Annotated in this window: 12 protein-coding genes; 1 reads left to right on the top strand and 11 read right to left on the bottom strand. The window is 73.5% G+C overall.

All coding sequences use genetic code 11. From position 1 onward, the window contains the following. Positions 1-186: 186 nt before the first annotated feature. From cimA to ACFVXG_RS19895, 4 genes are all read right to left on the bottom strand, one after another. Positions 187-1,809 carry a citramalate synthase gene (gene cimA / locus ACFVXG_RS19910; RefSeq protein WP_387929211.1) on the bottom strand — a complete coding sequence of 541 codons (1,623 nt, stop codon included), beginning with the start codon at positions 1,807-1,809 and terminating at the stop codon, positions 187-189. 385 nt (positions 1,810-2,194) lie between these two features. Next, positions 2,195-3,307, bottom strand: a complete 1,113-nt coding sequence (locus tag ACFVXG_RS19905; RefSeq protein WP_387929209.1) for a branched-chain amino acid aminotransferase — start codon at positions 3,305-3,307, stop codon at positions 2,195-2,197. Positions 3,308-3,520: 213 nt separating this feature from the next. Continuing rightward, complete coding sequence (locus tag ACFVXG_RS19900; protein WP_387929208.1) at positions 3,521-4,558, bottom strand: 3-isopropylmalate dehydrogenase; 1,038 nt, start codon at positions 4,556-4,558, stop codon at positions 3,521-3,523. A gap of 9 nt (positions 4,559-4,567) precedes the next feature. Further along, positions 4,568-5,248 carry a Uma2 family endonuclease gene (locus ACFVXG_RS19895; protein WP_387929206.1) on the bottom strand — a complete coding sequence of 227 codons (681 nt, stop codon included), beginning with the start codon at positions 5,246-5,248 and terminating at the stop codon, positions 4,568-4,570. Positions 5,249-5,320: 72 nt separating this feature from the next. On the opposite strand from ACFVXG_RS19895, the gene ACFVXG_RS19890 reads away from it, so the two are divergent. Then, a complete protein-coding gene (locus ACFVXG_RS19890; RefSeq protein WP_387929204.1) occupies positions 5,321-7,795 on the top strand; it encodes a YfhO family protein in 2,475 nt (824 codons plus the stop codon). Between the two features lie 44 nt (positions 7,796-7,839). Here the strand turns inward: ACFVXG_RS19890 and ACFVXG_RS19885 are convergent, their stop codons facing one another. The 7 genes from ACFVXG_RS19885 to ACFVXG_RS19855 form a co-directional block, all read right to left on the bottom strand. Further along, positions 7,840-11,190: a S8 family serine peptidase gene (locus ACFVXG_RS19885; protein ID WP_387929203.1), complete on the bottom strand. Its 3,351-nt coding sequence runs from the start codon at positions 11,188-11,190 to the stop codon at positions 7,840-7,842. Positions 11,191-11,411: 221 nt separating this feature from the next. Continuing rightward, entirely contained in the window at positions 11,412-11,573 is a 162-nt protein-coding gene (locus tag ACFVXG_RS19880; protein ID WP_387929202.1) for a hypothetical protein, read from the bottom strand. A gap of 293 nt (positions 11,574-11,866) precedes the next feature. After that, positions 11,867-13,453 carry a phosphoglycerate dehydrogenase gene (gene serA, locus ACFVXG_RS19875; protein WP_387929425.1) on the bottom strand — a complete coding sequence of 529 codons (1,587 nt, stop codon included), beginning with the start codon at positions 13,451-13,453 and terminating at the stop codon, positions 11,867-11,869. Positions 13,454-13,687: 234 nt separating this feature from the next. Then, positions 13,688-14,686 carry a ketol-acid reductoisomerase gene (gene ilvC, locus ACFVXG_RS19870; RefSeq protein WP_350504275.1) on the bottom strand — a complete coding sequence of 333 codons (999 nt, stop codon included), beginning with the start codon at positions 14,684-14,686 and terminating at the stop codon, positions 13,688-13,690. Positions 14,687-14,778: 92 nt separating this feature from the next. Continuing rightward, on the bottom strand, positions 14,779-15,303 hold the full coding sequence (gene ilvN / locus ACFVXG_RS19865; RefSeq protein WP_097236150.1) for an acetolactate synthase small subunit: 525 nt from the start codon (positions 15,301-15,303) through the stop codon (positions 14,779-14,781). Between the two features lie 35 nt (positions 15,304-15,338). Then, positions 15,339-17,186, bottom strand: a complete 1,848-nt coding sequence (locus ACFVXG_RS19860; RefSeq protein WP_387929200.1) for an acetolactate synthase large subunit — start codon at positions 17,184-17,186, stop codon at positions 15,339-15,341. 328 nt (positions 17,187-17,514) lie between these two features. Further along, on the bottom strand, positions 17,515-20,421 hold the full coding sequence (locus ACFVXG_RS19855; RefSeq protein WP_387929423.1) for a putative bifunctional diguanylate cyclase/phosphodiesterase: 2,907 nt from the start codon (positions 20,419-20,421) through the stop codon (positions 17,515-17,517). Between the last annotated feature and the right edge of the window lie 101 nt (positions 20,422-20,522).

Raw genomic sequence — 20,522 nt, 5'->3', positions numbered from 1 at the left:
ACCCCCGTCATCACCCTCGACGCCCGCCGCCGCGACAGCGCCAAGAGCGCCCTCATCACCCTCGTCGAACACGCCCTCCTCGCCCGACTCCGCTGAGCCGGTAATCCGGCGATACAGCCGTCGGCCCACCGGACTCGACCGAGTCCGGTGGGCCGACGGCAACGGCCGAGGAACGGTGGGGAACGGCTAGGCGGACCGCTCGACCTGCTCGGTGGGCTCCAGCCCGGCCCGGACCAGGCCGTAGGTGTACGCGTCCTCCAGGGCCAGCCAGGAGGCGGCGATCACGTTGTCGGCCACCCCGACCGTGGACCAGGTCGCGGTGCCGTCGGTGGACTCGATCAGCACCCGGGTCTTGGAACCGGTGCCGTGCTGCCCCTCCAGGATGCGGACCTTGTAGTCCACCAACTCGAAGGTGGCCAGCGGCGGGTAGATGCCCTCCAGCGCCGTCCGCAGCGCCTGGTCCAGCGCGTTGACCGGACCGTTGCCCTCCCCGATGGCGATCCGGCGCTCGCCCTTGGCCCACAGCTTCACGGTGGCCTCGTTGCCCGAAACCCCGCCCGGGCCCTGCTCGCTGATGGTCCGCCAGGACTCCAGGCGGTAGAAGCGGTCCCGGCTGCCGCGCACCTCGTCGCGCAGCAGCAGCTCGAAGGAGGCGTCGGCGGACTCGTAGGTGTAGCCGAGGTTCTCCTGCTCCTTCACCTTGGCCACCACCCGGCCCGCCAGGTCGCGGTCGGCGGAGAGGTCGTAGCCGAGCTCCTTGCCCTTGAGCTCCACCGAGGCCCGGCCGGCCATGTCGGAGACCAGCATCCGCATGGTGTTGCCGACCAGTTCGGGGTCGGTGTGCTGGTAGAGGTCCGGGTCGACCTTGATCGCGGAGGCGTGCAGGCCCGCCTTGTGGGCGAAGGCCGAGAAGCCGACGTACGGCTGGTGGGTGGACGGGGCCAGGTTGACCAGCTCGGCGATCGCGTGCGAGATCCGGGTCATCTCGACCAGCCGGCCCGCGGGCAGCACCCGGCGGTCGTACTTCAGCTCCAGCGCGCCGACCACCGGGAACAGGTTGGCGTTGCCGACCCGCTCGCCGTAGCCGTTCGCGGTGCACTGCACGTGGGTGGCGCCGGCGTCCACCGCGGCCAGGGTGTTGGCCACCGCGCAGCCGGTGTCGTCCTGGGCGTGCATGCCGACCCGGGCGCCGGTCGCCGCGATCACGTCCGCGACGGTGTCCCGGACGCCGGCCGGCAGCATCCCGCCGTTGGTGTCGCACAGCACCACCACGTCCGCCCCGGCCCGGTGCGCGGTGCGCACCACGGCGAGGGCGTACTCGCGGTTGGCGCGGTAGCCGTCGAAGAAGTGCTCGCAGTCGAGGAACACCCGGCGGCCCTGCGCGCGGAGGAACTCGACGCTGTCCCGGATCATCTCCAGGTTCTCGTCCAGCGTGGTGCGCAGCGCCAGTTCGACGTGCCGGTCGTGGGCCTTGGCGACCAGGGTGACCACCGGCGCGCCGGAGGAGACCAGCGCGGCCAGCTGCGGGTCCTCGGCGGCCTTGCCGCCGGCCCGGCGGGTGGCGCCGAAGGCCACCAGCTGTGCGCTGCGCAGCTCCAGTTCGGCGGCGGCGCGGGCGAAGAACTCGGTGTCCCGGGGGTTGGCCCCGGGCCAGCCGCCCTCGATGAAGCCGACCCCGAACTCGTCCAGGTGCCGGGCGATGGCCAGCTTGTCCGCCACCGTCAGGTTGATGCCCTCCCGCTGCGCGCCGTCGCGCAGGGTGGTGTCGAACACGTGGAAGCTGTCGTCGGTACGGCTGACCTCGGTCATGACCCCTGGTTCTCCGTTCGGGGAGGTTCGTACTGCTCTGCCGGATTCTCGTCCCGGCTCCACTGTCCAGCATCCCGCGCGCGGCCCCGGTGTCCCCGAGCCCTTCGTGGGGGCTCTCGGCCGGTCCGGGCTGTGCTCAATGGGGCGGAGCCCAAAAAGCAAAAGACCCCTCGCGGGTGCGAGAGGTCTGCGCGCGGGTCTGGACGCTGGTGGTCGCTCCGCATCGGGTCCTGCGGGAGCGGTCACTGCGGACCGGCGCGCCTGCTGCTAATAATCAGCGAAAGCGAGGACACGCTGGCAGTCTGGCACAGCATCCACGCTCCGGCCCGCCCGTCTCGCGATGCGGAACAGGGCAGGCCGGAGGGGGTGTCGGGGGTCCGCCGGATCAGACGATCTTGTGCAGCCAGCCGTGGGTGTCCGGGTGCTCGCCGCCCTGGATGGCCAGCAGGGTGCGACGCAGCTCCATGGTGATCGGGCCGGGCTCGCCGGTGCCGATGGTCCAGTCGGCGGCCGCGGACTTCACCGAGCCGACCGGGGTGATCGCGGCGGCGGTGCCACAGGCGAAGACCTCGGTGAGGGTGCCGTCGGCGTTGCCCTGCTGCCACTCCTCGGTGGAGATCTTCCGCTCCTCGACCGCGTAGCCCAGGTCGGAGGCGAGCTGGAGCAGCGAGTCGCGGGTGATGCCGGGCAGCAGCGCGCCGGACAGCTCCGGGGTGACGATCTTGGCGTCCTTGCCCTCGCCGAAGACGAAGTACAGGTTCATGCCGCCCATCTCCTCGACCCACCGGTGCTCGGCGGCGTCGAGCCAGACCACCTGGTCGCAGCCCTTCTCGGCGGCCTGGGCCTGGGCGACCAGCGAGGCGGCGTAGTTGCCCGCGCACTTCGCGGCGCCGGTGCCACCGGGCGCGGCACGGACGTACTCCTTGGAGAGCCAGACCGAGACCGGCTTGACGCCGCCCGGGAAGTAGGCGCCGGCCGGCGAGGCGATGATCATGAAGAGGTAGGAGTTCGCCGGACGGACACCCAGACCGACCTCGGTGGCGAACATGAACGGCCGCAGGTAGAGGGTCTGCTCCGGCTCGTTCGGAACCCACGCCCGCTCCTGCTGGACCAGCAGCTCGACCGCCTCGACGAAGGCCTCCACCGGCAGCTCCGGCATCGCCAGGCGGCGGGCCGAGGCCTGGAAGCGCAGGGCGTTGGCCTCGGGGCGGAAGGTCGCGATGGAGCCGTCGGGCTGGCGGTAGGCCTTCAGGCCCTCGAAGATCGCCTGGCCGTAGTGCAGGGTCATGTTCGCCGGGTCCATCTCCACCGGCGCGTACGGGACCAGCTGCGCGTCGTGCCAGCCGCGGCCCTCCGTCCAGCGGATGGTGACCATGTGGTCGGTGAAGACGCGGCCGAAGCCGGGGTTGGTCAGCCGGGCCTGGCGCTCCGCCGCGGGCAGCGGGTGGGCGGAGGGCTTGAGATCGAACGTGATGGGCGCCTGGGTGGGCGTGCTCATGGCTGTTTCCTTCACCGTGGGGTTCGTTCGGGCCGCCACCACCGAAGGAACGTTACGGCGATCCAACGCCGGAACGAACGCACAACGGCACGGCCCACTGTCGATACTCGCATCCAGAGGGCCGTGCCGAACAGCTGCCCGCTCCTTGGGGAGCTGCAAGCTGCGGTTATGCGGACCGGCCCACCTGGCCGGATCCGCTGGGATCCCGGCCCGTCAGCCGGCTACTCGCTCGGCGAGCGCGTCGCCGACCTCGGAGGTGGAACGGGTGCCGGCCCGCTCGACGAGGTCCGCCGCGACGGCGGCCTCGACCTTGGCGGCCTCGGCGGGGTAGCCGAGGTGCTCCAGCAGCATGGCGACCGACAGCACGGTGGCGGTCGGGTCGGCCTTGCCCTGGCCCGCGATGTCCGGCGCGGAGCCGTGCACCGGCTCGAACATGGACGGGAACTCGCCGCCCGGGTTGATGTTGCCGCTCGCCGCCAGGCCGATGCCACCGGTCACGGCGGCGGCCAGGTCGGTCAGGATGTCGCCGAACAGGTTGTCGGTGACGATGACGTCGAAGCGCTCCGGCTGGGTGACGAAGAAGATGGTGGCCGCGTCGACGTGCAGGTAGTCGGTGGTGACCTCCGGGAACTCCGCGCCGACCTCGGCGAAGATCCGCGTCCACAGGTGCCCGGCGTGCACCAGCACGTTGTTCTTGTGCACCAGGGTGAGCTTCTTGCGCGGCCGCGCAAGGGCCCGCCGGTAGGCGTCGCGCACCACGCGCTCGATGCCGAACGCGGTGTTCAGGCTGACCTCGGTGGCCACCTCCTGCGGCGTCCCGGTGCGCAGCGAACCGCCGTTGCCGACGTACGGGCCCTCGGTGCCCTCGCGGACGACCACGAAGTCGATCTCCGGCTGACCGGCCAGCGGGGAGGCGACCCCGGGGAACAGCCGGCCCGGCCGCAGGTTGATGTGGTGGTCGAAGGCGAACCGCAGCTTGAGCAGCAGCCCCCGCTCCAGCACCCCGGACGGCACGCTCGGGTCCCCGATGGCGCCCAGCAGGATCGCGTCGAAGGCCTTCAGCTCGGCCAGCACGCTGTCCGGCAGCGTCTCCCCGGTCCGGTGGTAGCGCCGGGCCCCGAGGTCGTACTCGGTGGTCTCCAGCTTCACATCGGCGGGGAGCACGGCGCCGAGGACCTTCAGGCCTTCGGCCACCACCTCCTGGCCGATGCCGTCACCCGGGACAACTGCGAGACGAATGGTGCGAGACATGCTCGGACCCTACTCCCGCGTCCCAGGTGCTGACACCTCACGTCCAGCATCCGGACGGGAAAGGGTGACGTCGAGCAGAAACGGGTGCCGAACCGTCAAGCGCTGCCGGAAAGTTCCGCTCTGCACGTACCCACCCGAGGCCGCGTCCAGCTCGTACGTATGGGCGACGGGCTGCCCGTGCTCCAACTCGATGCGCCAGAAGTGGCGAATCCCGGCATCGGCGTACTTCCTCGGCTTGACGTCGCGATCCCACTCCGCAGATGCCTCCTCCACCACCTCGGCGACTAGGAGAACATCCTGGGGGGCCCAGAACGTCTGGTCAGGCCCAGCACATGCCCGGGAATCGACCACCATGACGTCCGGCTCCGGCCGGTTCCGGGTGTCGAGCCTCAACCCCATCCGGCACCAGACCTCCCACATGTCCGGTACCTGATCGCCGAGCTGCCGGTCCAGCCGACGGACCATTTCGGAGTGGAACAGCGTTTGACGGGCGGAGAAGACCAGGCTCCCGCAGAGCAACTCGGTGTGAGGCGGAAGGTCCAGGAGCCGGTCCAGGTCCTCTGCGGTGTAGCCCTCGGCCGGTGGCCGCAGCCACTCCGGCATCACGAGATCGATGTCCCATTCCACGAAGGCACCGTCGCAGATCCGACCACACCACTGCCACCACATCACCCCTTCGACGGAGCGCATGCGACCGGTGGTGCGCCGGGGGCGCGCTTAGGGTGGCGGGGTTCGGGATTCCTGGCAGAACGGGGCGCGTGGATGAAGGCCGAACGGCGGCGGGAGGTGCTGGTCTGCGGGGCGGCGGCCGGGCTGGCGATGGGCGGGTTCGCGCTGGCGGCGGGGCTGCGCGGGCGGTGGCCGGCCGGGGCGGGCTCGGTCGCCGTGCCGTACCACGCGCACCTGTGGGACCTGCTGCACGGACAGGCCACCGGGGACCTGCTGTTCAACTGGAACAGCGGCTACGGCGTCCCGTTCCTGGCGGACTTCTTCGCCTACCTGATGAACCCGTTCTCCTGGCCGACCGCGCTCCTCCCCCGCGACCAGGGCCCGCTCGCCGTCTTCCTGGTCGCCCTGGCCACCATCGGCCTCGGCACCGCCCTGATGGCCCACCTGCTCGGCCGGCTGCACCCCGGCCCCCGGTGGCTGCGGGTGTCCGCCGCCGTCGGGTACGGGCTCTGCGCCTGGGTGCTGGACGTCGGCGGCGGGGCGCCGATGTGGCTGTGGGGCCTGGTCTCGCTGCCGCTGCTCGGCCTGGTCGGGGACTGGTGCCTGCACGAGCGCCGCTGGGTGCTCGGCGCGCTGTGCGTCGCGCTCGCCTGGGCGGGCAACCTCTACACCGCCGCGTTGGCCACCCTGATCGCCGGACTCCTGTTCGCCGTACGGCTGTTCGCCACCCCGCGCCCCTTCCGGCACCGGGTCCGGGCGACCGGCCGGGCGGTCACCCTGACCACCGCCGGGGTGCTGCTCGCCTCCCCCGTGCTGTTCGTCGCCGTCCGGGCCGCGCGCGGCGCCCAACCGGAGTCCCCGCTCCAGCCGCTCGGCCCCTCCGGGCTCGACGGGCACCTGGCCCAGCTGCTGCCCGCCACCGCCGGCGGGCGGCCGCTGCCGGACGTGGCGATCGGGGTGCTCGGGCTGCTGCTGGTGTGCGGGCTGCCGTTCAACCGCCGGGTGCGGGTCCGCGAGCGGGCGGCCTGGTGCACGGCGCTGCTGCTGGTGGTGCTCAGCTTCGTCTGGACCCCGACCGTCCTGGTCTGGCACGGCCTGGCGATCCCGGCCGGCGGGCCGTACCGGGTCTCCTTCGTGCTCAGCGGGCTGCTGGTGCTGGCCGGTTGGGTGTCGCTCGCCCACCGGCCGGACTGGCTGACCCTGCTGGGCGGCGCCGCGCTGACCGCGGTGGTCGCCGGGCTGGCGGCCGCCCGGGGCTCGGTGCACGCCTCCACCTGGGTGCTGCTGGGCGTCGGCGGCGCCGTCCTGCTCGCCGCGCTCGCGGTGCTGGACCGGTGGCACACCGACCGCCGGGCGAACGCCCTGGCCACCTGGGTGCTCGGCGGCGCGGTGCTCGGCAACGCCGTCTGGTCCGGCTACGCGGCGCTCGGCGCGCCCCCCGACGACGGCGTCTCCCCCGCCGCCGTGCGGGCCGGGCACGCCGCCGTCCGGACCGGCGCCGACTGGCCGGAGCGGCGCAGCGACCCGGGCCCGCACGCCTTCACCCCCAACGACCCGCTGCTGCTGAACGGCCAGGGCGGCGGCTACTCCAGCGGCTACCTGCCGACCGTCGCCGTCCTGCTGCTGCACGACCTCGGCGCCGGCTGGACGGCCGGCGGGCGGCAGACCGGGGGCGTCACCGACCCGGTCGGCCAGGCGCTGTTCGGGGTCGGCGCCCACCTGGACGACGGGCCGTCGCCGCCCGGCTTCACCCCCGTCCGGGCGCCCGCGCCGCCCCTGGTCACCGTGCTGCCGCCGGGCTTCCGGACGGCCACCTCCTCGGTCTGGTCCCGCCAGGAGTCGCTGCTCGGCAGCCAGGTGTACGACGCCCCGCTGCCCGTCCCGGCCGGCGGCCCGGCACCGACCCTGCACGGCACCAGCGGCTGGTCGGTACCGGGCGGCGCCGAGGGCACGGTGTTCACCGCCGCGTGCACCCCGGGCTCGACGGCGTACTTCCACGGGGTCTGGTACCGCGGCACGGTCAGCAGCCTGGGCACCAGCTACCGCAGCGAGGGCGAGCAGCCCACCACGGCGGTGGCCGTCCACCGGCTGGGGACCGTCCCGGCCGACGGGACGGTCTCGGTGACCCTGCGGTCGGACGTGGTCAGCCAGGTCCCCGCCCGCCCGATCGGCTGCCTGCGGGCCGACGCCCTGGCGGCCGCCGTCACCCGGCTCACCGCCACCGGCGCCACCCGGGTCGAGGCCGGCGGCCACAGCCTCACCGCCGCCCTGCCGCCGGGCTCCACCGGCACCGCACTGCTCTCCGTCCCCGCCACCGAGGGCTGGACCTGCGCCACCGACGGCGGCGTCCGCGCCGCGCCCACCCCGGTCCTCGGCATGATCGGCGTCCCGCTGGGCGGCGGCGCCGACCGGGTCTCCTGCGGCTTCCGCCCGCCCGGCCTCACCGAGGGCCTCACCGTCGCCTCGGGCACCGCCGCCGTGCTCACCCTGGCCGCGGTCTTCGCCCGCCTCTCCCGCCGCCCCACCCGCCCCCCGCGCCGCGAACGCCGGGCGGCCGCGCAGCGGTGAATCAGGGCGGCCCGCCGGGGGTTCCGGCGGGCCGCCCCGGTTCCTCACGGCAGGTCGAGCACCTGGGCCCGGCGGTCGGCCGGGTTGAAGTGGTACAGCAGCAGGAGCCGGGAGCCGTCGCCCGGCGTGCGGTGCACGTCGAGGACGGCGCCGGGGCCCGCCGGGGCGAGCATCGCGGCCGGGCCGGTGAGGCCGGCCCGCACGGTGACGGCCGGGTGCAGGACGTCCAGCGGGACGGTCGGGCGGGTGCCGCTCAGGCCGATCGAGGAGAAGGAGTCGGCCGGGTCGGGCCGGCCGGGGCCGGCCACGCCGGTCCAGACGCCGTAGTGGACGGTGCTGTGGCCGGGCGTGACGCCGGGCAGGGCGCTCAGCCGGACCGGGAGGACCACCACGTCGCTGTCCAGCAGCCCGGTGTCGGTGTCGCCCCAGCGGGCGTTGAGCGGCTGGACGTCGAGTTCGGCGCCGGTGCGGGCGTCGAGGGCCCGGGAGACCAGGACGTCGCTGCCGTTCAGCCGGTCGGCCTTGAGGATCACGTCGGTGACGCCGTCCCCGTCGGTGTCCAGCGACACCCGTACGCCGTACAGCCCGACCGGGGTGGCCGCCGGGGCCCAGAGCCGGGCGCCCACGTACAGCAGGTCGGAGTCGGCGGCCGCGCCGACGGCCCGCAGGTCGGCGACCCGGTCGCCGGGGTGCTCGACGCAGAGCTCCTGGGGCGGCTCGGCCGACTCCCCGGCGCCCTCGGGCCGGATGCCCGTGCCCGGGCCGACGGCCTTGCCGGCGCCGGACTGGCAGTCCGGCCAGCGGGTGCCCTCGCCGCCGAGCGCGAAGGCGCTGACCAGTCCGGGCACGGCGCCGGGGGCGGCGCTGCCGCCGAGGGTGACGAAGGTGCCGTCCCCGGGGGTCCGGACGGAGGCGGTGACGCCGAGGTCGCCGGTGGGTCGCGGGGCGGCGAACACCGGGACCCGCAGCTGCGGCAGGCCCTGGTCGGTGACCGGGCTGAACAGCACCCGCCCGGACAGCTCGCCCCGGTAGCTGCGGGCCCGGCCGCCCTGCACGGTGTCGATGGTCGGATCGGGCGCGCGCCCCAGCTGCCCCGGCACGGACAGCGTGACCCGCACCCGCGCGGTGCCGCCGGCCGGCACGTCCACCCGGCCCGGGCTCACCTCGAAGGCGGCGCCCGGCAGTTCGGTGGCGGCCGCGTAGCCGGTGCGGTAACTCAGCGGCGCCGACGAGTGGTTGGCCAGCTCGATCTCCCGGACGAGCGCGGTCGGCCCGCCGACCTCGACCGGCCCGTAGGAGACCCCGACGCCGCCCGCCGCGGCGCCCTCCCCCGCCGCGTAGGCGACCACCGGAGTGCGGAGCGCGCCGTCGACCCGGGCCCGCCCGGCGCCGGTGCGCTCGGGCCCGTAGACCGGCCCGCTGTGGTCGTCGCCGAGGTAGGTGTCGGTGCTGGTGTTCATCAGGGCGGCCTTGACCTGCTCGACCGGCCAGTCCGGGTGGGCGGCACGGACCAGCGCGGCCAGTCCGGCGACGTGCGGGCTGGCCATCGAGGTGCCGTTCTCGCGCTGGCCGCCGCTGCCGCTGCCGACCAGGGCGGACCAGATGGTCTCCCCGGGGGCGGCGAGGTCGGGCTTGACCACGCCGGGCACGCCGACGCCCCGGGAGGTGAAGTCGGTGAGGGTGTCGACCCGGGCCGGCTGGTTCTGCGCGACCGAGCCGTGCAGCGGGTTGCCGGGCGCGGCGAGCCGGACCCGGGTGTCGCCGTCGGCGGCGGCCTTCAACAGCCGTTCGCCGTCCGCCCGGCCGAGCAGGACGGCCGGGATCCGGTCGTTGCCGGAGATCTCGGCGAGGTGGTCGGTGTCGGCGGCGTAGAGCGCGCCGATCGCCCCGGCGTCGGCGGCGTGGTCGGCCCGCGGACCGGAGTTGCAGGCCCGGTCGGGGTCGCGGGTGTTCCAGGTGAGCACCGCGATCCGCCCCTTGAGGCGCTGCTTGTCGGCCTCGCTGAACTCGGTGCAGCCGTCCGCCTGGTCGGCGGGCACGGCGAGCCCGCCGGTCACGTCCGCGGTGGTCCAGCCCTGGTAGCGCTCGCTCCAGTGGCCGGGCACGACCCCGGCCTGGGCGGCGGGGGCGAGCACGGTGATGCCGTCCACGTCGGCGTGCCCGTGCACGGAGGCGGCGACGGTGACCGCCCGCACGGCGGTGCCGGGGCTGCCGCCGACGCCGTACACGTCGCCCTCGTTGCCGGCCGCCGCGACCACCACGGTGCCGAGTTCGGCGAGCCGGTCGACGGCCAGCGCGTCGGTGTCGTCGGGGCTGCCGAAGCGGCTGCCGAGCGACAGGTTGACCACGTCGAGCCGGTCGCCGAGGTCGCCGTCGCCGTTCGGGTCGGCGGCCAGGTCGAGGGCCTGGGCGAGCCGGTCGGTGGAGCCGTCGCAGCCGAACACCCTGATCGCGTACAGCTGCGCGCCGGGGGCGGCACCGGGGCCGATCCGGAACGAGGCCGGGTCGAGCCCGGGCCGGTACGGGCCGGCGTACGGGTGGCCGTCGGCGGTGACGCCGTACCCGGCGGCCGTCCCGGCGACGTGGGTGCCGTGCCCGTTGCGCACGCAGTCCAGCGGGTTGTCGCTGGGGTGCGGCACCGGCTGGTGGTGCGGGGAGGACGGATCCGGGTCGTAGTCGTCGCCGACCAGGTCCTTGCCGCCGACCACCTTGGCGGTGGGGAACAGCGCGGCCGGGGCGGGCTTGCCGCGCTCGACGGAGCGGAACGCCGCCTCGGTGCCGGGGCCGCCGAAGTCGGCGTGGGTGTAGTCGATGCCGCTGTCGATGATGCCGATCCGCACGCCCTGGCCGGTGTTCCCGGCCACCGCCGCGTCACCGGACCAGACCTGCGGGGCGCCGGTCAGCGGGACGGAGTAGGCGTTGTCGCGCTGCTTGTTCACGATCGGGTGGACGGCCCGGACGCCGGGCAGCGCCCGCAGTGCGGGCAGCCGGTCGGCGGGGGCGCTGACCGCCAGGCCGGTGAACAGGGTGTGGGTGCGGTAGAGCTCGCGGGCGGCGGGCGCCGAGCGGTGCACGGCCCCGGCGAGCCGGTCGAGCGCGTCCCCGGCCCGGGAGCGCTGGACGGCCCCTGCCCGGGCGGCCTCCCGGCGGACGGCGTCCGGCGAGCGCCGGGCCCGCCGCGCGCTGTCGGCGGCGTGCCGCCAGGCGGGGCCGGCCGCCTCGGTGTCGAGTTCGAGCAGGACGGAGGCCGTCCGGCCCGGCGGTCCCGCGCTGGGCGGTCCGGCGCTGGGCGGGCCGCCTGCGGCCGGGGTGGCGGCGAACGCCGCGCCGGTGGCCAGCAGGACCAGGGTGAGGCCGATCCGGGCGACCGGTCGGCGGACGGTTGGCAGACGCACTGGGCCCTCTCCCCCCGGGAGGGGGACTGATCCGCACACCGTGTCGCAGACGCCCGCCCGCGCGGACGTCGATCACCCTTCCGGGGGCCCCAAATTAGGATGATCGCGATGGCGGGGGCGAGCGACTTCCCCCGGATGGACCCCAGTCGCACCCGATGGAGTGACGCGGCGTCAGCCCGGTCGGCCCAGTAGGCCGATGAACGCCACCGGCCCGGCGCCGGTCAGCTGTGACCGGTGACGCCGCCGTTGTCCCGGCGGTCCAGCGAGCGCTGCAGCGCGGCGGCGGCGAAGGGGTTCCGCTCGGCCGCCCGGCGACGGCGCGGGGCGCGGACCGGGGTGGCGGCGGGGGCGGAAGTGGCGTGGCGGTCGGCGGTGGTGGGCATACCGGGCTCCTTGGAAGCGGCGCGCGTGGAAGCGCGGCGGAAGAACGGGGAGAGGTACGCGCGGGGCAGGGATCGCCTGCCCGTGGGGGCGCACGCACACACGGGCCGCGCGCCCTGGCTGAAGGGGGCGGCACACCGTATGGCCCTTCCACGGTACGACCCCGCCCCGGCCGTGTCTGCACGAATACTTGGATTTCCTAGTATCTGAGACGGCCTTCACCCGGGAGCACGCAACAGGGCCCGGACCGCCGTTCGCACGGCGGTCCGGGCCCTGGCCAGAACAGTGGGAGGGATCAGCCCAGGTCGACCGAGCGCGCGAAGTGGGCGCCGATCTCGGCGGCGATCACCGTCAGCACGTCCTGCGGGATCTCGCTGTCCACGGTGATGGAGGCGAGGGCGCTGCCGCCGTCCCGGGCGACCTGCATGCCCGCGATGTTGATGCCCGCGTCACCGAGGTGGCGGCCGAGCACGCCGACCACGCCGGGGCGGTCCTCGTACTTGAAGAAGGCCATGTGGTCGGTGAGCGCCACGTCGACGTCGAAGGTGTCCACGCCGACGATCTTCTGGGTCTGCTTGGGGCCGGCCAGCGTGCCGGAGATGGCGATCTCCTCGCCGTCGGCGAGGGTGCCGCGCACGGTGATCACGTTGCGGTGCTCGGCGCTCTCGCTGGAGGTGGTCAGGCGGACCTCGACGCCGCGCTCCTGGGCGAACAGCGGGGCGTTGACGTAGGACACCGTCTCCGCCACGACGTCCTCGAACACGCCCTTCAGCGCGGACAGTTCGAGCACCTTCACGTCGTGCTGGGTGATCTCGCCGCGGACCTCGACGTCCAGGCGGACGGCCACCTCGCCGGCCAGCGCGGTGAAGATCCGGCCGAGCTTCTCGGCCAGCGGCAGGCCCGGGCGCACGTCCTCGGCGATCACGCCGCCCTGGACGTTGACGGCGTCCGGCACCAGCTCGCCGGCCAGCGCCAGGCGCACCGACTTGGCGACCGCGATGCCGGCCTTCTCCTGCGCCTCGTCGGTGGAGGCGCCCAGGTGCGGGGTGGCGACCACGTTGTCGAAGGCGAACAGCGGGGAGTCGGTGCACGGCTCCTTGGCGTAGACGTCCAGGCCCGCACCGGCCACCCGGCCCTCGCGCAGGGCGGCGGCGAGCGCCTCCTCGTCCACGATGCCGCCACGGGCGGCGTTGACGATGCGCACGCTCGGCTTGACCTTGTGCAGCGCCTCGTCGCCGATCAGGCCGATCGTCTCGGGGGTCTTGGGGAGGTGGACGGTGATGAAGTCCGAGACCTCCAGCAGCTCCTCCAGCGTGACGAGCTTGACGCCCATCTGCGCGGCGCGGGCGGCCTGGATGTAGGGGTCGTACGCGACGATCTTCATCCCGAACGCGGACATCCGCTGGGCGACCAGGACGCCGATCCGGCCGAGGCCGACCACGCCGAGGGTCTTCTCGCTCAGCTCGACGCCGGTGTACTTGTTGCGCTTCCACTCGCCCTGCTTGAGCGCCGCGTTGGCCGGGGCGATGTTGCGGGCGACGGAGATCAGCAGGCCGCAGGCAAGCTCGGCGGCGGTGACGATGTTGGAGGTCGGCGCGTTCACGACCATCACGCCGGCCTTGGTGGCGGCGGCCACGTCCACGTTGTCCAGGCCGACGCCGGCCCGGGCGACCACCTTGAGCTTGCGCGCGACGGCCAGCGCCTCGGCGTCCACCTTGGTGGCGGAGCGGATCAGGATCGCGTCCACATCGGCGATCGCACTGAGCAGCTCGGTGCGGTCGGCGCCGTTGCAGTGGCGGATCTCGAAGTCGGGGCCGAGGGCGTCGACGGTGGCGGGCGACAGCTCTTCGGCGATCAGTACGACGGCGCTCTTGGAGGTCACAGTGCTCACGACAGTGTTGTCCTTAACTGTCCGGTTCCCCGGGGCACGAAGGTGGCGTGCGAGGGCGGGGAAGGTGGCATGGCCGCGTAGGTAGACGCACGACGCTGTGGGCCTGACGCGCACTCGGGAGTGTATCGACGGGCTGGGTACCAGGCTGCTCCCGTCCGGCGAAATCACCCGGACGAGAGCAGCCTACTTGTACAAGGGAGTTACGAAATTACGGGACGAAAAGGCTCAGGCCTTCTCGTTGACCCAGCTCATCAGCGAGCGCAGCTTCTTGCCGGTGGTCTCCAGCAGGTGGTCCTCGTCGGCCTTCTTGTACTCGTTGTACTTGGGCAGACCGGCCTTGTACTCGGCGATCCAGGTGTTGGCGAAGGTGCCGTCCTGGATCTCGGCCAGGACCTTCTTCATCTCGGCCTTGGTGTCGGCGGTGATGATGCGCGGGCCGGTGACGTAGTCGCCCCACTCGGCGGTCTCGGAGACCGACCAGCGCATCTTCTCCAGGCCGCCCTCGTACATCAGGTCGACGATCAGCTTGAGCTCGTGCAGGCACTCGAAGTAGGCGATCTCCGGCTGGTAGCCGGCCTCGACCAGGGTCTCGAAACCGGCCTTCACCAGGGCGGCGGTGCCACCGCAGAGGACGGCCTGCTCACCGAACAGGTCGGTCTCGGTCTCCTCGGTGAAGGTGGTCTTGATGACGCCGGCCTTGGTGGCGCCCAGGCCCTTGGCGTAGGACAGCGCCAGGTCGAAGGCCTTGCCGGTGGCGTCCTGCTCGACCGCGACGATCGCGGGGACGCCGCGGCCCTCCTCGTACTGGCGGCGGACCAGGTGGCCCGGGCCCTTCGGGGCGACCATGCAGACGTCGACGTCCGCCGGGGGCTTGATGAAGCCGAAGCGGATGTTCAGGCCGTGGCCGAAGAACAGGGCGTCGCCGGCCTTCAGGTGCGGGGCGATGTCGGCCTCGTAGACGTCGGCCTGGATCGGGTCCGGCACCAGGATCATGATGACGTCGGCCTCGGCCGCGGCCTCTGCCGGGGTGACCACGCGCAGGCCGGCCTCCTCGGCCTTGGCGCGGGACTTGGACTCCGGCTTCAGGCCGACCCGGACGTCGGCGCCCGAGTCGCGCAGGGACAGCGCGTGGGCGTGGCCCTGGCTGCCGTAGCCGATGACCGCGACCTTGCGGCCCTGGATGATGGACAGGTCGGCGTCGTCTTCGTAGAACAGCTCGGCCACGGGGGCACATCTCCTTGCGTGATGGGTGCCGGGGGTTCCTAGCCTAGGTCGGCCCGGCGGGAGTGCGGATCGTTGCTTGAGGGGTGAGACGGTTACGCGCTGCGGTCGAGGGCGCGCAGCGAGCGGTCCGTGATGGAACGCGCGCCGCGGCCGATGGCGACCAGGCCGGACTGGACCAACTCCTTGATGCCGTAAGGCTCCAGCATCCGGAGCATGGCCTCCAGCTTGTCCGAGCTGCCGGTGGCCTCGATGGTCACCGCTTCCGGCGACACGTCGACGGTCTTGGCACGGAACAGCTGGACGATCTCGACGATCTGCGACCGGGTCTCGTTGTCGGCGCGGACCTTCACCAGGACCAGTTCCCGCTGGATCGCAGCGGCCTGGTCGAGTTCGACGATCTTTATCACGTTCACGAGCTTGTTGAGCTGCTTGGTGACCTGTTCCAGCGGGAGGTCCTCGACGTTGACCACGATCGTCATCCGGGACACGTCCGGGTGCTCGGTCGGGCCGACGGCGAGGGAGTCGATGTTGAAGCCCCGACGGGAGAACAGCGCGGCGATGCGGGCGAGCACGCCGGGCTTGTTCTCGACCAGGACGGAGAGGGTGTGCTTGGACATGTGGTTCCTCAGTCGTTCTGGGGTGTCAGGGACAGTCAGTCGAGGTCGTCGCCGAAGTCGGGCCGGACGCCCTTGGCGAACTGGATCTCGTCGTTGCTGGTGCCGGCCGCGACCATCGGCCAGACCATCGCGTCCTGGTGGACGATGAAGTCGATGACCACCGGGCGGTCGTTGATCTCCATCGCCTGCTTGATGACCGCGTCCAGGTCCTCGGGGCGCTCGCAGCGCAGGCCGACGCAGCCCATCGCCTCGGACAGCAGGACGAAGTCGGGGATCCGGGTGCCCTGGGCCGGCGGCGCGATGCCGTCGTGCTCGGGGCCGGAGTGCAGCACGGTGTTGGAGTAGCGCTGGTTGTAGAACAGCGTCTGCCACTGCCGGACCATGCCCAGCGAGCCGTTGTTGATGACCGCGACCTTGATCGGGATGTCGTTCAGGGCGCAGGTGACCAGCTCCTGGTTGGTCATCTGGAAGCAGCCGTCACCGTCGATGGCCCAGACCACCGACTCCGGGCGGCCCGCCTTGGCGCCCATCGCCGCCGGGACGGCGTAGCCCATGGTTCCGGCGCCGCCGGAGTTGAGCCAGGTGCCGGGCTTCTCGAAGCGGATGTACTGCGAGCTCCACATCTGGTGCTGCCCGACGCCCGCCGCGTAGATCGCCTCCGGGCCGACCAGTTGACCGATCCGCTCGATCACCTGCTGTGGGGAGAGCTGGCCGTTCGGGGCCGGCTCGAAGCCCAGCGGGTAGGTCTTCTTCCACTCGTCGAGCTTCTCCCACCACTCGGCGTAGTCGCCCTTGTGGCCGGCGTCGAACTCGGCCTGGACGGCGACGATCAGGTCGGCCAGCACCTCGCGGGCGTCGCCGACGATCGGCACGTCCGCCGGGCGGTTCTTGCCGATCTCGGCCGGGTCGATGTCCGCGTGCACGATCTTGGCGTACGGGGCGAAGCTGTCCAGCTTGCCGGTGACCCGGTCGTCGAAGCGGGCGCCGAGGGTGAACAGCAGGTCCGACTTCTGCAGCGCGGTGACGGCCGGGACGGAGCCGTGCATGCCGGGCATGCCCAGGTGCTGCGGGTGGCTGTCCGGGAAGGCGCCGAGCGCCATCAGGGTGGTGACGACCGGGGCGCCGGTCAGCTCGGCGAGGATCCGCAGCTCGGTGGTGGCGTTCGCCTTGATCACACCGCCGCCGACGTAGAGCACCGGGCGCTTGCTGCCGACCAGCAGCTTCGCGGCCTCGCGGATCTGCTTGGCGTGCGGCTTGGTGACCGGGCGGTAGCCGGGCAGCGCGGTCTCGACCGGCCAGCGGAAGGTGGTGGTGGCCTGGAGGGCGTCCTTGGCGATGTCGACCAGGACCGGGCCGGGGCGGCCGGTGGCGGCGATGTGGAAGGCCTCGGCGATCACCCGGGGGATCTCGGCCGGGTCGGTGACCAGGTAGTTGTGCTTGGTGATCGGCATCGTGATGCCGCAGATGTCCGCCTCCTGGAAGGCGTCGGTGCCGATCGCCTTGGAGGCGACCTGGCCGGTGATCGCCACGATCGGCACGGAGTCCATGTACGCGTCGGCGATCGGGGTGACCAGGTTGGTGGCACCGGGGCCCGAGGTGGCCATGCAGACCCCGACCTTGCCGGTCGCCTGGGCGTACCCGGTGGCGGCGTGGCCCGCGCCCTGCTCGTGCCGGACCAGGATGTGGCGCACCTTGACCGAGTCCATCAGCGGGTCGTACGCGGGAAGGATGGCCCCGCCCGGGATGCCGAAGACGGTGTCCGCGCCCACGGCCTCGAGCGAGCGGATGAGCGACTGGGCGCCGGTCATGGTCTCGGCGACGTGCTGGGGAGCGTGGGCGGCCGGGTTGTCCCCGCGGCGGGGGGATGCGGCGTGCTCGGTCATCTGCCTGTCTCTTCTCGGGTTTTGCCGGCCCGGTGCTGCGGGCCCCGTACTGCGAGGGTGGGGTCCCGGTCCGGGCCGATCGCCGGCTCTGCCTCAATCGTCCCGCCGATTCCGACAAGTCGGACTCTTCGGGCCGCTCGGGGCCAGGGGTCTTGCGGGTGGAACAGCGTCAGTGCAACAAAAAACCCCTCGTGCCCAAGGGCATGCGAGGGGTGGCGCGTCGGTCTGTCACGAGCAGGGCGTGCGAGCCCACTCAGCCGACGCGCCCGCCAAGTACGAGAATTCGGGTGCGCATGGCAACGACCTTCCTCCCGTCCGGGGTGGCGTGTCAAGCAGGTGGGATGACCGTCTCGCCATGCGGACCGGCTCCCGGACCGGCCACGGCCCGGTGTTCGGGCAGGTCGGAGGCCCCGTGGTGCGGTGGCACCCGCCCCGCCGGGGCGTCCGTGCGGCCACTCGTCCGGGTGTCCGCGGCCAGGTGGGCACGGCGGGCGGAGAGCGGGCCGAGCGGCTTGGGCAGCGGGTAGCCGCGGCGGGCCAGCGCCCGGCGCAGCCGGGTCTCGTCCAGCGGCGGGGCGAAGGCCGAGCCCTGGGCCAGCCGACAGCCCAGCTCCTGGAGGGCGGCGACCTGCCGGGGCAGGTCCACCCCCTCGGCGGCGGTGGCCATCCCGAGGTCCCGGCCGAGCCGCAGCGCGTGCCCGGCCAGGGTGCGGCTGAGCGCCGACTCGCCCAGGTCCTGGACCAGCGTGCGGTCCAGCTTGAGCCCGTCCAGCGGCAGTCGGGCGAGCGCCCCCAGCGAGCCGCTGCCCGCGCCGTAGCCGGCCAGCCAGGTGGAGACGCCGAGTCTGCGCAGCGCGGCCAGCCGGCGGCCGAGTTCGTCCGCGAGCCGGTCCGGGCCCATCCGGGCCACCTCGATCACCAGCTCGCCGGCCGGCAGCCCGCTGTCGCGCAGCGCCGCGGCCACCGTCTCGTACAGGCCGGGCGAGCAGAGCCGCTCGACGGAGAGCCGGACCGCCACCGGGACGGGCGCCGGGGCGCCGGGGCGCCGGCCGCAGAGGTCGCGCCGGTCGGCGGCGGCCGCGACCGCCTCGTGGACCAGCCAGCGGGAGAACCGGGTCGCCGCGTCGCCGTGCTCGGCCGAGCGCAGGAACTCGGCCGGGGTGAGCAGCAGCCCGCCCGCCGAGCGCCAGCGGGCCTGGGCCTCGACGGCGGTCACCGCGCCGCTGGAGAGGTCCACCACGGGCTGGTGGAGCAGGGTGAACCCGCCCTCCCGGACGGCCAGCCGCAGCCGTTCCTCCAGCTCGGTGCGGCGCTCCAGGTCGGCCCGCATCGCGGGGGCGTAGAGCACCACCCGGCCCTTGCCCTCGGACTTGGCCCGGTACATCGCCAGGTCGGCGTTGCGCATCAGCTCGTCGGCGGCGGCTCTGGGGTCGGCGGCCGGGCCGCGTTCGGGGGTGCCGAAGGCGATGCCGATGCTGGCGGCGACGCCGAGTTCGACGCCGCCGATCCAGTACGGCTCGGAGAGCGCGACCCGCAGCCGCTCGGCCAGCTCCTGGACCTGCAGCTTGCCGAGCGGGCCGCAGACCAGCGCGGCGAACTCGTCGCCGCCGAACCGGGCGACGGTGTCCCCGCAGCGGACGGCGCCCTGCAGCCGGCGGGCGGCCTGCACCAGCAGCTCGTCGCCGACCTGGTGGCCGGCGGTGTCGTTGACCGCCTTGAAGCCGTCCAGGTCGAGGAAGAGCACCGCGATGCCGGCGCCCGTCCCGCCCTGCTGGCCGCGGGTGCCGAGGGCGCCGCGCAGCCGCTGGGCGAACAGCGCCCGGTTGGGCAGGTCGGTGAGCGGGTCGTGGAAGGCGTTGTGCTGCAACTGGGCCTGGAGCATGACGCGTTCGGTGACGTCCCGGCTGTTCAGCAGCAGCCCGTCGCGGTGCCGGCTGACGGTCGACTCGACGTGCAGCCACTCGCCGACGCCGGAGCTGATCCGGCACTCCACCCGGGCCGAGGGCTCGACGGTGCCCGGGGTGCGGTGGGCGGCGAGCCGCACCCGCGCGAGGTAGCGGCGGACCTCGGCGAGCACCCGGTCCACGTCCTCGGGGTGGACCAGGTCCAGCAGGTTGCCGCCGACCAGCTCCTCCGGGTCCCGCCCGTAGACGCCGAGCGCCGCCGGGGAGACGTACGAGAGCACGCCGTTGGCCCCGGCGATCATGATGACGTCGCTGGACCCCTGCACCAGGGAGCGGAAGTGCGACTCCTTGTGGGCGAGCTCCTGGGCCAGCGAGAGGTTGTCGAGCAGCATGACGCCTTGCCTGAGGATCAGTGCCAGCCCGACGGTGCACGCGGCCGCGGCCACCACGCGGTCCAACTGGCGTCCGCCGACGGCGTTGTAGAGGATTCCGGCGGTGCACACCGCGGCGGCCGCGTACGGGGTGAGCGCGCTGAAGGTGGTGGCCACCCGGCGGCGCGGCAGGCCGCCGGCCGAGGGGTGCTCGCGCAGCGGACGGCGCCAGCGCGGCGACCACGGCGCCCAGGCGAGCAGCAGGCTGCCGGCGAACCAGCCGGCGTCCAGCAGTTCGCCGGAGTGGTAGCTGCTGCGCAGCTCCGGGGAGGTGAACAGGGCGTCGCAGGTGACCGTGACGGCGAGCGCGAGCATCGCCGTGTGCACCGCCGCCCGGTTGCCGTCCCGGCCGCCGAAGCGCAGCCCCACCACCAGGCTGACCAGCAGGATGTCCAGCACCGGGTAGGCCAGGTTGAGCGCCAGCCGCAGCGGGGAGCCGCTCTCGCCGGCCGCGATCCGGCCGAGCGCCAGGCTCCAGCTGAGGGTGAACAGCGAGCCGGCGATCAGCCAGCCGTCGAGCAGCAGGCACAGCCAGCCGGCCGCCGACCGGGGGTGCTGGGCGAGCACCAGCACGCCGGTGATGGCGAGCGGGGCGAACAGCAGGAAGGCGTACTGGGCGAGCGAGTCCTGCGGCAGCTTGGTGCGCACGACCAGCTCGTACCAGCCCCAGGTGCCGTTGCCGAAGGCGACCATGAACGAGGAGAGGCCGAACAGCAGCCAGGCCGGGCGGGCGTGGCCACCGACCGTGCAGCCGTACACCAGGCAGGACAGCGAGGCCGCGAGGGCCGCTGCGGCGAGTCCGAAGTCGCCCATGAAGACGGCGAGTTGGTGTGACCCCCAGCCGGTGGCGGCGCCCAGCGCGTAGGTCAGGCAGAGTCCGCCGAGGACCAGGCCGGGCAGGGTGCGGCTGTCCCGGAGCCGACGCCGGGGGCCGCGTCCGACCGGCCCCGGCGGCTCGGGCGCGGACGTGTCGGTGGGCGGTACGCCCGGTCGTCCGGCCC

The organism is Kitasatospora sp. NPDC058162, assembly GCF_042884005.1.
Classification (GTDB): domain Bacteria; phylum Actinomycetota; class Actinomycetes; order Streptomycetales; family Streptomycetaceae; genus Kitasatospora.
The sequence above is the reverse complement of the archived record's forward strand: the minus strand, read 5'-3'. Positions and strand labels throughout refer to the sequence as shown.

What these genes read in the sequence shown, in the direction of transcription:
- cimA (WP_387929211.1), bottom strand. Translation starts at nt 1,809, where the DNA reads ATGACCGAGGTCAGCCGTACCGACGACAGCTTCCACGTGTTCGACACC.
- ACFVXG_RS19905 (WP_387929209.1), bottom strand. Translation starts at nt 3,307, where the DNA reads ATGAGCACGCCCACCCAGGCGCCCATCACGTTCGATCTCAAGCCCTCC.
- ACFVXG_RS19900 (WP_387929208.1), bottom strand. Translation starts at nt 4,558, where the DNA reads ATGTCTCGCACCATTCGTCTCGCAGTTGTCCCGGGTGACGGCATCGGC.
- ACFVXG_RS19895 (WP_387929206.1), bottom strand. Translation starts at nt 5,248, where the DNA reads ATGCGCTCCGTCGAAGGGGTGATGTGGTGGCAGTGGTGTGGTCGGATC.
- ACFVXG_RS19890 (WP_387929204.1), top strand. Translation starts at nt 5,321, where the DNA reads ATGAAGGCCGAACGGCGGCGGGAGGTGCTGGTCTGCGGGGCGGCGGCC.
- ACFVXG_RS19880 (WP_387929202.1), bottom strand. Translation starts at nt 11,573, where the DNA reads ATGCCCACCACCGCCGACCGCCACGCCACTTCCGCCCCCGCCGCCACC.
- ilvN (WP_097236150.1), bottom strand. Translation starts at nt 15,303, where the DNA reads ATGTCCAAGCACACCCTCTCCGTCCTGGTCGAGAACAAGCCCGGCGTG.
- ACFVXG_RS19860 (WP_387929200.1), bottom strand. Translation starts at nt 17,186, where the DNA reads ATGACCGAGCACGCCGCATCCCCCCGCCGCGGGGACAACCCGGCCGCC.